Source organism: Rhizorhapis sp. SPR117 (assembly GCF_021742065.1).
In genome coordinates, this window is the sequence record NZ_JAKKIE010000025.1 from 27,443 (window position 1) to 40,479 (window position 13,037).

The window sequence follows — 13,037 nt, forward strand, 5'->3', positions numbered from 1 at the left end:
GACACACGCACAAGGAGAATTGAAATGGGTGGCCTTAGCATCTGGCATTGGCTGATTGTGGGTATCGTCGTGATGCTGCTGTTTGGCAAAGGCCGGTTTTCCGACATGATGGGCGATGTGGCCAAGGGTTTGAAAAGCTTCAAAAGGGGGCTTACCGATGACGAGGAAAGCCCCCCTGTAAAACCCGCCAGCCGCATTGATTCCCAATCCGCTTCGGAAAAAACGGCGCAATCGGTAACGGAAGAGCACAAGCAGGGCTGATCGGCTTTACGCCGTCACATTATCGGATAACAGAGCCAGATGTTTGATATCGGTTCAACCGAGCTTCTGCTCGTCGCAATCGTGGCCATCATTGTCATAGGCCCGAAGGATTTGCCGCGCGCGCTCTATAAAGTCGGACAGATCGTTGCCAAGGCGCGAGGCATGGCGCGACATTTCCGCACCGGCCTCGATACGATGGTCCGGGAAGCTGAACTGGAAGAAATGGAAAAGAAATGGGCCGCTGAGAATAAGCGGATCATGCAGCAATGGCCAACCGATGAAGGTTCAACGGACGCTACAGACTCTTTGGCCGAGCCGTCGACCGATGTAACCAGGATTCCTGCCAAGGGTGAAGAAGCACCTGTTGCTGGCGACTTGCCGTCGGCCGATCCCTATGACGTTTCCGCGCCTTCAAGCCCGGCAGCAAAGGATGGTTCGGCGGTATGAGCGATATTGACGACAGCCGCGCGCCGTTGCTCGACCATTTGATCGAGCTGCGCACGCGGCTGCTTTGGTGTGTGGGAACCCTGCTGGTCTCCTTTGCCGTATGTTTCTATTTCGCCAGTGCGATATTCGGTTTCCTCGTTTACCCCCTCACCGAAGCTTTTGGCGAAGGCAAGGGGCGGTTGGTCTTCACGAAGCTTTACGAAGCCTTTTTCGTTGACGTGAAAGTGGCGCTGTTCGCGGCTTTTTTCGTGTCGTTTCCGATCATCGCCAATCAGCTTTGGGCCTTTGTGGCGCCAGGTCTTTATACAAAGGAAAAAAGGGCGTTCTTGCCCTTCCTGATTGCAACGCCCGTGCTGTTCCTCTTGGGTGCGGCACTGGCCTATTATGTCGTTATGCCGACGGCCTTTCACTTTTTCCTGAGCTTTGAAGGCACGACTGGCGGGCTTGCTATAGAGGCGTTGCCCAGCGCGGACAGCTACCTGTCGCTGGTGATGCAGTTCATTCTCGCTTTTGGCATCAGTTTTTTGATGCCGGTGTTGTTGATGCTGCTTAATCGTGCGGGCTTGGTCAGTCGGGAACAGCTTGTCGGTTTGCGCCGTTACATGATCGTGTTCGCGTTTGTCGTGGCCGCCGTGTTGACGCCGCCCGACGTCGTCTCACAGCTTATGTTGGCGGTGCCGCTGATCCTGCTTTATGAAATCACGCTTGTTGCAATCTGGTTCACCGATCGCAGGTCAAGCAAGAAGCAAGACGAAGATATAGCGGCGGCTAACTAGCCTCATCGATTCGCAAATGCCGCAGTATCGGGTCGCGGTCGAGATTGCCCGCAGCCTTGATCCTTTTCCGCAGTTCGTCGCGCTTTTCATGGATGGACGCGATCACCGGCCCCATGGCGACGCCCAGATCGACCAAAGCCGCTTCGGATAGTTGCAGCGAACTTTCCAGTGTTTCGGGCACAGCGTCGGTGGCGCCGGCTTTATACAATTCAGCGGCATGTTCCGTGTCACGGGCACGCGCGACGATGGTTAGGTCAGGCACCCATCCACGCACCCGTTTGACAAGGCGCACCGACAGAACCGGATCGTCCATCGTCAGGATCAGCGCCGTTGCGTGGCCCAGCCGCAGCTTGTCCAGTAATTCAGGGCGCGAAGCATCGCCAAATATGATCGGGTAGCCCTCGCGCCGGGCTTCGGCGACGGCGTCAACATCGGATTCAACGGCGATATAGGGCTGATTATGGACTTTCAGCATATCGGCGACCATGTGACCCACCCGGCCAAAACCGATGATGATAGCGACCGGGCCATCGCCTTCTGCAATGAAGGCAGGTTCATCACCCATGTCGATGCGCCGGGCAATGTCATGTCCCACCCTTGCCAAAAGCGGGGTGATCGTCAGGCCAATGGCCGTAACGATCTGCCAGAATGCGGCGGTTGACGGCAGGATCAGTTGCGCCGCGGTCGCCGCAGACAATACGATCAGAGTCGTCTCCGATGGGGATGACATCAGCACGCCCGCTTCCAGAGCGGTGCTGCGTCGTGCGCCACTGATCCGCAGCAAGGTGGTCGTGACAATAGTCTTGATCAGTACGACGGCGACGACCGCCGCGACCAGACTGATCCAATTGGCGATGATGATCCGGATATCCAGGCTCATGCCTACGGTGATCAGGAATACGCCAAGCGCCAGCCCTTTGAACGGCGCGGTGATGACTTCCACTTCGCCATGATATTCGGTTTCCGCAATCAGCAATCCGGCAAGCAACGCGCCAACAATGGGCGACAGGCCGGCAATCGTGGTGGCCAGACTTGCGGCAATGACGACCAGCAAACTGGCGGCGAGGAATATCTCGGGGCTTTTGGTGCGCGCCGCCTGTGAAAAGACGCGGGGCAGAAAGAAGCGTCCGGCGATAAACATCACGATGATGGTCAGCCCGCCTTTCAACAAAGTGCTGCCAAAGCCGCCCCAGCCCATGTCCTGTGCATTGGGCGCCATCGCGCCCAGCGCGAATATGATGGGCACAATGGCGAGATCTTCGAACAGCAGCATGGCGAAAGCGGATCGGCCCACTGCCGATCGCGTACCAACCATGGGCAGCACCAGCGCCGTCGACGACAGGGCAAGGGCAAGACCCAGACCGATCGCCCCGGCGGCACTCTGCCCCATCTGGTTCAGCACCAGGCCGACTACGATGCCTGATATGAGTAATTCTGCCGCGCCGACGCCGAAAACCAATGTTCGCATTGACCACAGGCGTTTGAAACTGAGTTCGAGACCGATGGAGAAAAGCAGCAGAATGATACCGAATTCGGCATAGGGCTCAATCGCATGCGCATCTGTGATCGTGATGTAATAGAGCCACGGAAATTGTGCGGTCAGTGAACCCAGCCCAGCGGGCCCAACGAGCAGTCCGACCAGGATGAAGCCGATGACCGGGCTGATACGGAAACGGGCAAAGGCGGGAATGACAAGTCCCGCCGCGCCCAATATCACCAGAGCGTCGCTAAATCCGTGATTGCTGACTTCAAGGGCCATGTTTTCCCTTAAAGCGGGTTTTTCCGGGTTTGTCAGCGCCTGATGATGTAGAAATCCGGATTAGCCGCCGCCCGGACTATTATGTGTGCCAGCCGGGGCAGGGCCGCTGGTGGGATGGTCATGGCCTGATGGTGTACTGTCCCAATCGATGTGATAGAGGTCGAACCGGCGGTCGCGCAGGTTGCGCACCGTCCCTTCGGCCCGCGCCCAGCTCAGGTCGGCAAGGTTGACATCCGACATGGTCAGCGTTTCGACATTTTCACTCGCTTCAGCCGCAATACCATCACGGGCAAAGGGCAGGTCGCATGGCGTCAGGATGCAGCTTTGGGCATATTGTATGTCCATATTATCGACATTGGGCAGATTGCCGACATTGCCCGACATGACGACATAGCACTGGTTTTCGATGGCGCGGGCCTGACTGCAATAGCGCACGCGCATATAGCCTGAACGGCTGTCTGTGCAGAAGGGAACGAAGATGATGCGCGCACCCTGATCCACCAGTCGCCGGGCCAGTTCGGGAAATTCGCTGTCATAGCAGATCAGGACACCGATCGGACCGCAATCGGTTTGAATGGCATCCAGTGAATCCCCGCCCTTGATGTTCCACCAGAAGGATTCATTCGGGGTTGGGTGGATTTTTTCCTGCGAATGGATCGATCCATCGCGCAGCGCCACATAGGCTACATTCTGGATGTCGCCGTCATCAGCCCGCGTCGGATGCGATCCGCCGATGATGTTGATGTTATATTCCAGCGCCATGCGGCTAAGCTCTTTTGTCAGCCGGGGCGTGTAGGCGGTCAGACGGTCGATCGCTTCGTTGGGATCGAGCTTTTTCTTTTCATAGGACAGCAATGGTAATGTGAAAAGTTCTGGAAAGACAATGAAGTCCGATCGGTAATCGGCGGCGACATCGACAAAATATTCAATGTTGCGGACGAACTCCTCAAAATTTTCCACGGCGCGAGCCTGCATCTGACAGGTGGCGAGGCGCACGCTTTCAACGCCGCGAGGGACACGAAATTCCGGCGGTTCGTCGGGATTGATATAGGGATTGCGCCACACCAGATGGGCGGCATGGCCATTGGAAGCGGTATCCTCGGGCAGATAATTTTTCAATATGCCAAGGGCTTCAAAGCCGTTTTTGAGCTGAAAGCTGATAACCGGATCGCGCAACTTCCCATGAACGACCTTGTCCAGATAGTCTTCCGGGCCGTCCACTTTGCGCTTGTTGCGTTGGAAACCGGGCATCCGACCACCGATGACGATGCCATGCAGGTCAAGCTCTTCAGCCAGTGCTTTGCGTTCGTCATAGAGCCGCTGGCCGATGCGTAGACCCCGTTGCCGAGGATCGACGCACATTTCATAGCCATAGAGCCATTCACCCGCAGGTGAATGGCGCGTCCCAAAACCATTGGCGGTAATTTCTTCCCAGTCATGCGGGCCGAAGGCCATGGCCTTGCTGACGCGCATGGCGGCGCAATATCCCACGACCTTGTTGTCGTAGAGGGCGAGGAAGGCGCCTTGCGGATAATTGTTGATCTGGCCGCGCACAGTGGCGGCGGAATAATTAGGCAGATTGGGGTAGGCGCGCTCGATCAGCCGCAAGATGGCGCGCACATCGGACGGAAGCGCATTGCGTACTTCAAGGCGTTTCCGTCCGGTAGTGGTCATGCAGGATCAATCCGTTGGGGCATTCAGGCCCAGCTTCCCATCTCAGCTTCCAGGTTGACGCGGATCTGTTCAAAGAACTGTTCGGTCGTCATCCAGGGCTGATCAGGACCGATCAGGATGGCCAGATCCTTGGTCATATGGCCGTCTTCCACGGTCTTGACGCAAACGCGTTCCAGCGTTTCAGCGAACTTCGTGACCAATGGCGTCTCATCGAACTTGCCACGATATTTCAGGCCGCCGGTCCATGCGAAAATCGACGCGATCGGGTTTGTCGATGTCTGCTTGCCTTGCTGATGCATGCGATAATGACGTGTGACGGTGCCGTGCGCCGCTTCGGCTTCCACGGTTTTTCCGTCCGGCGTCATCAGCACCGAGGTCATGAGGCCCAATGAGCCGAAGCCCTGCGCCACCGTGTCGGATTGCACGTCGCCATCGTAATTTTTGCAGGCCCAAACGAATTTTCCGCTCCATTTCAGGGCGGAAGCGACCATGTCGTCGATCAGGCGGTGCTCGTAAACGATACCGGCGGCGTCGAATTTGGCCTTGAATTCGGCCTGAAAGACTTCTTCGAACAGATCCTTGAAGCGGCCGTCATAGGCTTTCAGAATTGTGTTCTTGGTCGAAAGGTACAGTGGCCATTGGCGTTCGAGCGCATAGTTCATTGAAGCACGACCGAAGTCGCGGATCGATTCGTCGAGATTGTACATGGCCATGGCGACGCCCGAGGATGGGAACTGGAACACTTCCTCGTCGATGGTTTTGCCGTCGTCGCCTTCGAACACCAGGCGCAGCTTGCCAGAGCCGGGGACCAGGAAATCGGTCGCGCGATACTGATCGCCAAAGGCATGACGACCGATGACGATGGGATCGGTCCAGCCCGGAACCAGCCGGGGCACGTTCTTGATGACGATGGGTTCGCGGAAAACAACGCCACCCAGAATATTGCGGATGGTGCCGTTGGGCGATTTCCACATTTTCTTGAGCTTGAATTCCTCGACACGAGCTTCATCAGGCGTGATCGTGGCGCATTTGACGCCGACGCCATACTTCTTGATTGCATTGGAAGCATCGACAGTGATTTTGTCGTCGGTGCGGTCGCGCTCTTCGACGGCCAGGTCGTAATAATGCAGGTCGATGTCCAGATAAGGCTGGATCAAGCGTTCGCGGATCCACTGCCAGATGATCCGTGTCATCTCATCGCCATCAATTTCAACAACCGGATTCTTTACCTTGATCTTCGCCATTCGTCTTCTTCGCTTTCTACTGGGGACAGGAGTTTGCAAAGGCGTCTAGGCAAAGCCTGTGCAATGATCAACACCAAGACCCAAACTTCCCGTTCAACGTCCAAAGATTCCTGCCATCGCCGGTGCTGTGGGCCGTTGTATATGCGCAGATGAGTCCCTAAAGAATGCCCATGACAGCAAAAAATACTTATGTAGCACCGACTGGCAGCGTCAAATGGCGATTTCCGGCCGTCCATCCCGAGGGGCGCAAATTCGGTGCGATCGCAGCGGCAATTACGGTATTGGCCTGGCTTTTCGTGCCGTTGCTGACATGGCCTCTGATCATTTTGACCGTCTGGGTCCTTGCTTTTTTTCGTGATCCCGTGCGGTCAACGCCGCTGGACGACAGCCTGATCATCGCCCCTGCGGACGGACTGATCACCCTGATCCAGAATGTACCGCCACCGCGCGAACTGTTGGGTCCCGATGGATTGGGTGACGCGGAAATGACCCGCATTTCGATTTTCATGAGCGTGTTCGATGTGCACATCAATCGCACGCCGATTGGCGGGACGATCAAGGCGGTCATCTATATTGCGGGCAAATTTCTCAACGCCGATCTGGATAAGGCGAGCGAGGATAATGAGCGGCAGCATATATTGGTTGAACGCAGCGATGGTGTACGGATCGGTTTTACCCAGATCGCGGGTCTGGTCGCGCGGCGGATCGTGCCCTTTGTAAAACCGGGCGATATCGTCGCAGGGGGGCAACGGATCGGGCTTATCCGGTTTGGCAGCCGGGTCGATGTCTATTTGCCCCATGGAACCGCGCCGCGCGTGACATTGGGTCAACGCTCGGTGGCTGGAGAAACAGTGCTGGCAAAGCTTGGTGACGGAACGCCGGTGATGGGCGTGTCGCAGTGACTGGGCCAGAGCGCCGTTTCATGCGGGGAACGCGACGCGGCATCAGTCTGCGGCAAGTGGCGCCCAATGCAGTGACGGCCATGGCGCTGTGTTTTGGCCTGACCGGCGTCAGATTCGCGGTTGCGGGCGAATGGGAAAAGGCGCTGGCTGTCATTGTGTTTGCCGGCGTGCTGGATGGGCTGGATGGACGCATTGCGCGGCTGCTCAAGGGAGAAAGCCGGTTTGGAGCGGAACTTGATTCCTTGTCCGATGTCATTGCCTTTGGCGTATCGCCAGCGATTGTCATCTATCTCTGGTCCTTGCAATATCTGCCGAAATTCGGCTGGATCATTGCATTGGCCCATGCCGTGTGCTGTGCGCTTCGGCTGGCGCGGTTCAACGCGAATATCGATGCGGACGATCAGCCGCATAAATCGGCGGGCTTCATGACAGGTGTTCCGGCCCCTGTGGGGGCTGGCCTTGCCTTTGTGCCGGTCTATCTGTGGCTTTCTACAGGGCTGGACATTTTCAGGGCTTCCTATGTGGTGGCGCCCTGGGTCGCCCTGATCGCCTTCCTGATGATATCCAATGTCGCGACCTATAGCTGGAGTTCGCTCCGGTTGCGCAAGAATATACGGCTGGAGGCCATTGCGCTGGCCGGCCTTTTGAGCGCGGCCTTGATCACCGCGCCCTGGCTGACGTTGCTGGGGATCAGCATTCTGTATCTGGCGCTGATACCCCTTGGCGTTGCCAGCTATGCCAAGGTCAAGCGGCTGCGGGATTGAGGCGGGCTGTCTTGGGGCGACTGAAGCGTGTTCGCGCCCGTATCATCGGGCGGGCAGAACGGGGCGCGCGGCGCGCCGGGACCTGCCAAAGGGCGATGCGGCGGGGTTGGGCCTGAAAGGTCAGGGCCGCGATCATTTTTTCCCGATAAGTAGAAAACATGACGGTGATGACCGTCATGGCTGCGACGAATGCGCCTGCGAAAATGCATGAAGCCACGATATGAAACATATGCGTCCCTTTCATCAATCATTCTGCTGACCGGCGGATTTTCGCGCCTGAAAGGCCGAACATTCTCGCTTCAGCAACTGTGTTCATGGTTTGTTCTATTTTATTGCGCATGTCAAGTCTTGCCTTTGTCGACGCTCGGGGCTAAGGCCCGCCTCCTATTCCACATGGGAATCGCACATCCCGGTGCCGGGCGTAAGCGCGGTCACTGATTCCCAGAGGCTTAACCGGAAGGAGAAAGATTATGGCGGCACCTGTCGTCACGATGCAGCAATTGATTGAGGCCGGCGCACATTTCGGCCATCAGACCCACCGTTGGAACCCCCGCATGAAGCCGTATATTTTCGGTGAGCGGAACGGCATTCACATTCTTGACCTGTCGCAGTCGGTGCCGCTGTTCGCGCGCGCGCTCGATTTCGTGTCGCAGAGCGTGGCCCGTGGCGGCAAGGTTCTGTTCGTCGGCACGAAGCGCCAGGCGCAGGACCCGATTGCCGAGGCAGCTCGCCGGTCGGGGCAGCACTTCGTCAACCATCGCTGGCTGGGCGGAATGCTCACCAACTGGAAGACGATTTCGCAGTCGATCAAGCGCTTCAAGACGCTTGAGGAACAGCTTTCAGGCGATATTCAGGGCCTGACCAAGAAGGAAATCCTGCAGCTCACCCGCGAACGTGACAAGCTGGAGATGTCTCTGGGCGGTATCCGTGACATGGGCGGCATTCCCGACGTGATGTTCGTCATCGACGCCAACAAGGAAGAGCTGGCGATCAAGGAGGCCAACACGCTGGGTATCCCCGTCGTTGCGATCCTCGATTCGAATGTCGATCCAAGCGGCATTGCCTTCCCGATTCCGGCGAATGACGATGCCAGCCGCGCAATCCGCCTCTATTGCGATGCCGTCGCCGCCGCCGCCACCCGTGGCGGTCAGGGCGCGGCTGCCGATGCAGGCGTGGATCTGGGCGCGATGGCCGAACCGCCGGCTGAAGAAGAAGTCGTAGTTGCCGCTGAAGCCTGAACGGCTTCGCAAAACTGCAATGCTTGGTGGGTAGGGCGCTCTGATGGGCGTCCTGCCTGCATTCACAACCATTGAATATGAAGGAATAAACGATGGCCGAGATTACCGCCGCAACTGTAAAGGAACTGCGCGAACGCTCGGGCGCCGGCATGATGGATTGCAAAAAGGCGCTCAACGAAACCCATGGCGACATTGAAGCCGCGGTCGATTGGCTGCGCACCAAGGGGCTGGCCGCTGCCGCCAAGAAGTCCAGCCGCACCGCCGCTGAAGGACTTGTCGGCGTTGCTGTCGCTGGCACGAAGGGCGCTGCTGTTGAAGTCAACAGTGAAACCGACTTCGTCGCCAAGAACGAGCGGTTCCAGGATTTCGTCCGCTCCGTAACAGCAATTGCGCTGGAATCAGGTGTGGCCGATGCTGGAGCCTTGGCCAATCAGGCCCATCCCAGCGGTGGTTCGGTCCAGGACGTCCTGACCAACAACATCGCGACTATCGGTGAAAATCAGTCGCTGCGCCGCGTGGCGCAAGTGTCGGTGAGCAAGGGCCTGATCGTGGATTATGTTCACAACGCCGCCGCCCCCGGTCTTGGCAAGATCGGCGTGCTCGTCGCTCTGGAAAGCGAAGCGCCTGCCGACGTGCTGCAGCCATTGGGCAAGCAGATCGCAATGCACATTGCCGCTGCTTTTCCGCTGGCGCTGAAGGCCGACGACATTGATGCCGACCTCATCGAGCGTGAACGCGCCATTGCCGCTGAAAAGGCCGCCGAATCGGGCAAGCCCGCCGAAATCGTCGCCAAGATGGTGGACGGCGCGATTGCCAAGTTCGCCAAGGAAAATGCACTGCTCAGCCAGTTGTTCGTCATGGACAACAAGACGCCGGTTGCGGACGTGGTTGCCAAGGCGGGCAAGGACGCTGGTGCAGCCATCGCGCTGACCGGCTATGTCCGCTTCCAGCTTGGCGAAGGTATCGAGAAGGAAGAAAGCGATTTCGCTGCGGAAGTGGCCGCTGCCGTCGGCGCTGCCTGAACGATTGCGATAACGGAAAAAAGGCGTGTAACAACGCTTGGCACTATGGCGCGCACTGACTAAGGTGCGCGCCATTCCTTTATCGGTACATGGACTTTTCCCGCATGACTCGCCCGCGCTTCCATCGCATCCTGCTGAAATTGTCAGGCGAAGTCCTGATGGGCTCCGGTCAGTTCGGCATCGACCCCGAAACGGTCGATCGCATTGCCGGAGAAATCGCTGCCGCCAAAGAAGCAGGGCATGAGCTGTGCATGGTGGTTGGCGGCGGGAATATTTTTCGCGGCCTTGCAGCGGCTGCCAAAGGCTTTGACCGCACCAGCGCCGACTATATGGGAATGCTGGCGACCGTAATGAACGCGCTTGCGGTGCAGAACGCACTTGAACGCATGGGACATGAAACCCGTGTGCAATCGGCCATTCCGATGTCGTCCGTGTGCGAACCCTATATTCGCCGTCGCGCTGTCCGCCATATGGAAAAGGGGCGGATCGTGATCTTTGCCGCGGGGACCGGCAATCCGTTTTTCACGACCGACACCGCCGCTGCCTTGCGCGCGGCCGAAATGGGGTGTGACGCGTTGTTCAAGGGAACGAGCGTGGACGGTGTCTATGACGCCGATCCCAAGAAGGTGGCGGACGCGACGCGCTATGAAAGCCTGAGCTTTGACCGGGTGCTTTCCGATAATCTGAAAGTCATGGATGCCAGTGCCGTTGCCCTGTGCCGTGAAAATGATATTCCCATCGTTGTGTTTAACATCCGCGAAACCGGCAATCTTGCCAAGGTTCTCAGCGGGGACGGCACGGCGACGATCGTGCGAAATGAGGAGAGCTGAACATGGCCCAATATGACAAGGCCGATCTGGAACGTCGTATGCTTGGCGCGGTCGAGGCGCTGAGGGGCGATCTGGCGGGCCTGCGTACCGGACGGGCGAATACGGCTTTGCTGGAACCCGTCAATGTCACGGTTTATGGTGCGTCGATGCCGCTCAATCAGGTGGCCACCATTTCCGCGCCCGAACCACGCATGCTGACCGTTCAGGTGTGGGATAAAAACAATGTGGGGCCGGTGGACAAGGCTATCCGTTCAGCGGGGCTGGGCCTGAACCCGATTGTCGATGGGCAGAATATCCGTCTGCCTATACCTGACCTGACCGAGGAACGGCGTAAGGAACTGGCAAAGCTTGCCAGCCAATATGCTGAAAAGGCGCGTATCGCGGTGCGTAATGTCCGCCGCGATGGTATGGACAGTCTGAAGGCGGACGAGAAGAAAGGCGAAATCAGCGAGGATGAGCGCAAGCGCCTGGAAACCGAGGTCCAGAAGTTGACCGACAGCACCGTCGCCGATATCGATTCTGTAACCCAGGCCAAGGAAAAAGAAATCCTTGGCCAATAGGCGGCGCTTTGTACAATTGGCCGAAGAACACTCTTCCGATCCTGTTCCCGCCGATCGCACGCACGGTGCGCGCCATGTCGCCATCATCATGGATGGCAATGGCCGCTGGGCAAAAAAGCGGTTCCTGCCGCGCGTTGCGGGTCACAAGGCAGGCGTGGAAGCGGTCAGGCGGACGGCGCGTGCGGCGCGGGACATGGGGCTGGAAACGCTGACCCTCTATGCGTTTTCCTCTGAAAACTGGAAAAGGCCGGAAAGCGAGATCAGCGACCTCATGGGTATGCTGCGCCACTTCATCGAACGGGATCTGGCCGAGTTCGAAGCCAATAATGTGCGTTTGAAGGTCATCGGGAATTATCGGGCGCTGGAGCCATCGATTGTTGCGATGATCGACAGTGCGGTGTCACGCACCGCCGGCAATGGTCCCACCACCGTTGCCATTGCACTCAATTACGGCGCGCAGGACGAACTTGCCCGTGCGGCGCAGGCATTGGCGCGCAAAGCCATCGCTGGGGAGCTGGACCCCGCGACCATCGGTCCGGATGATATAGCGGCGCAACTCGATACCGCAGATTTGCCGCCGCTAGACCTGTTGATCCGCACGTCGGGCGAAAAACGCCTGTCGAACTTTCTGTTGTGGCAGGCGGCCTATGCCGAACTGTATTTTACCGACACGCTCTGGCCTGATTTCAATGGCGACATTCTGGAACAGGCACTGGTGGAATTTGGCCAGCGCGAGCGGCGCTATGGTGGTCTATGACCGGTTTTGAACATGGTTGAGCCAGTACCCAAGTCATCAGGAGAATTGCAGACGCGGGCTGTGATCGGTGTTGCACTGATCACCCTTGCGGTTGGCGCGCTGGTTGCCGGAGGATTCATTTTCTGGATGCTTGCGGCATTAGCGGGTGTGTTAATGCAAGGCGAGTGGGCGGATCTGGCGAAGGCACCGGATCATGACAAACGGCTTTCCATGTTCGCGATCTGCGTGCCGCTGGCAATCATGGCGCCTCTCGCCGCTGGGCCGTCTTATCTCGCCATTGGATTGCTTGCGGGTGCGTTCCTGTTCGTAACGGTGACTGGGCAGTCGCCGCGTTTGGGCGCGGGCGTTTTTTATGCCGGGCTACCGATATTGGCGCTGCTGTTTTTGCGGGATCGCCCGGATGGTCTGTTGCTGACGTTCTGGGCACTGGGGCTTGTGTGGATGACGGACATTGGCGCTTATTTTGCCGGTCGGAGTCTGGGTGGTCCCAAGCTTGCGCCGGGGATCAGTCCCAGCAAGACTTGGTCCGGACTTGCTGGGGGCGTGTTGGCTGCGTTGCTGTTCGGGTTCATTCTGCACGGCTGGCTTGGGCTTCCTCTCCCATTGGCTGCTGCAAGCGGGCTACTGGCGATCGTCGCGCAATTGGGCGACCTTTATGAAAGCTGGCTCAAACGAAGGGCAGGCGTAAAAGACAGCGGCAGTCTGTTGCCCGGGCATGGCGGTGTCCTTGATCGGTTGGACGGCGTTGTCTCTGTTGCCCCTGTCGCGGCCCTTCTGGTCGCCAGCGGGTATTTCGTGTGACG

The 13,037-nt window shown here is 58.0% G+C and carries 14 protein-coding genes; 11 read left to right on the plus strand and 3 right to left on the minus strand.

Annotated elements, in window-relative coordinates; genetic code table 11:
• Positions 1-24: 24 nt before the first annotated feature.
• From L3X40_RS11195 to tatC, 3 genes are read left to right on the plus strand one after another with little or no spacing between them, the layout of a single operon-like run.
• A complete protein-coding gene (locus L3X40_RS11195; protein ID WP_237365729.1) occupies positions 25-261 on the plus strand; it encodes a twin-arginine translocase TatA/TatE family subunit in 237 nt (78 codons plus the stop codon).
• Positions 262-300: 39 nt separating this feature from the next.
• On the plus strand, positions 301-708 hold the full coding sequence (gene tatB / locus L3X40_RS11200) for a Sec-independent protein translocase protein TatB (protein WP_237365730.1): 408 nt from the start codon (positions 301-303) through the stop codon (positions 706-708).
• Positions 705-1,484, plus strand: a complete 780-nt coding sequence (gene tatC, locus L3X40_RS11205) for a twin-arginine translocase subunit TatC (RefSeq protein ID WP_237365731.1) — start codon at positions 705-707, stop codon at positions 1,482-1,484. The genes tatB and tatC overlap by 4 nt, the downstream gene beginning before the upstream one ends.
• Here tatC and L3X40_RS11210 read toward each other — a convergent pair.
• From L3X40_RS11210 to L3X40_RS11220, 3 genes are read right to left on the minus strand one after another with little or no spacing between them, the layout of a single operon-like run.
• Positions 1,477-3,243 (minus strand): cation:proton antiporter domain-containing protein, encoded by a 1,767-nt coding sequence (locus tag L3X40_RS11210; RefSeq protein ID WP_237365732.1) that lies wholly within the window; start codon positions 3,241-3,243, stop codon positions 1,477-1,479. The genes tatC and L3X40_RS11210 overlap by 8 nt on opposite strands.
• Positions 3,244-3,303: 60 nt before the next feature.
• A complete protein-coding gene (locus L3X40_RS11215) occupies positions 3,304-4,917 on the minus strand; it encodes a GNAT family N-acetyltransferase (RefSeq protein WP_237365733.1) in 1,614 nt (537 codons plus the stop codon).
• Between the two features lie 23 nt (positions 4,918-4,940).
• Complete coding sequence (locus tag L3X40_RS11220; RefSeq protein WP_237365734.1) at positions 4,941-6,161, minus strand: NADP-dependent isocitrate dehydrogenase; 1,221 nt, start codon at positions 6,159-6,161, stop codon at positions 4,941-4,943.
• Positions 6,162-6,325: 164 nt separating this feature from the next.
• Here L3X40_RS11220 and L3X40_RS11225 point away from each other — a divergent pair, with 164 nt between their 5' ends.
• From L3X40_RS11225 to L3X40_RS11260, 8 genes are all read left to right on the plus strand, one after another.
• Positions 6,326-7,063, plus strand: a complete 738-nt coding sequence (locus L3X40_RS11225; RefSeq protein WP_445177179.1) for a phosphatidylserine decarboxylase — start codon at positions 6,326-6,328, stop codon at positions 7,061-7,063.
• A 20-nt stretch (positions 7,064-7,083) separates the two neighbouring features.
• Positions 7,084-7,827, plus strand: coding sequence for a CDP-alcohol phosphatidyltransferase family protein (locus tag L3X40_RS11230; protein ID WP_237365736.1), 744 nt, complete (start codon positions 7,084-7,086; stop codon positions 7,825-7,827).
• Between the two features lie 470 nt (positions 7,828-8,297).
• Positions 8,298-9,065, plus strand: a complete 768-nt coding sequence (rpsB, locus tag L3X40_RS11235) for a 30S ribosomal protein S2 (protein WP_237365737.1) — start codon at positions 8,298-8,300, stop codon at positions 9,063-9,065.
• A gap of 92 nt (positions 9,066-9,157) precedes the next feature.
• Complete coding sequence (gene tsf / locus L3X40_RS11240; RefSeq protein ID WP_237365738.1) at positions 9,158-10,087, plus strand: translation elongation factor Ts; 930 nt, start codon at positions 9,158-9,160, stop codon at positions 10,085-10,087.
• A 104-nt stretch (positions 10,088-10,191) separates the two neighbouring features.
• Positions 10,192-10,917 carry a UMP kinase gene (gene pyrH / locus L3X40_RS11245; protein WP_237365739.1) on the plus strand — a complete coding sequence of 242 codons (726 nt, stop codon included), beginning with the start codon at positions 10,192-10,194 and terminating at the stop codon, positions 10,915-10,917.
• A 2-nt stretch (positions 10,918-10,919) separates the two neighbouring features.
• Positions 10,920-11,477 (plus strand): ribosome recycling factor, encoded by a 558-nt coding sequence (gene frr, locus L3X40_RS11250; RefSeq protein ID WP_237365740.1) that lies wholly within the window; start codon positions 10,920-10,922, stop codon positions 11,475-11,477.
• Positions 11,478-11,493: 16 nt separating this feature from the next.
• Positions 11,494-12,234 carry an isoprenyl transferase gene (locus L3X40_RS11255; RefSeq protein ID WP_272907945.1) on the plus strand — a complete coding sequence of 247 codons (741 nt, stop codon included), beginning with the start codon at positions 11,494-11,496 and terminating at the stop codon, positions 12,232-12,234.
• 12 nt (positions 12,235-12,246) lie between these two features.
• Positions 12,247-13,035, plus strand: coding sequence for a phosphatidate cytidylyltransferase (locus L3X40_RS11260; RefSeq protein WP_237365741.1), 789 nt, complete (start codon positions 12,247-12,249; stop codon positions 13,033-13,035).
• Positions 13,036-13,037: the final 2 nt, after the last annotated feature.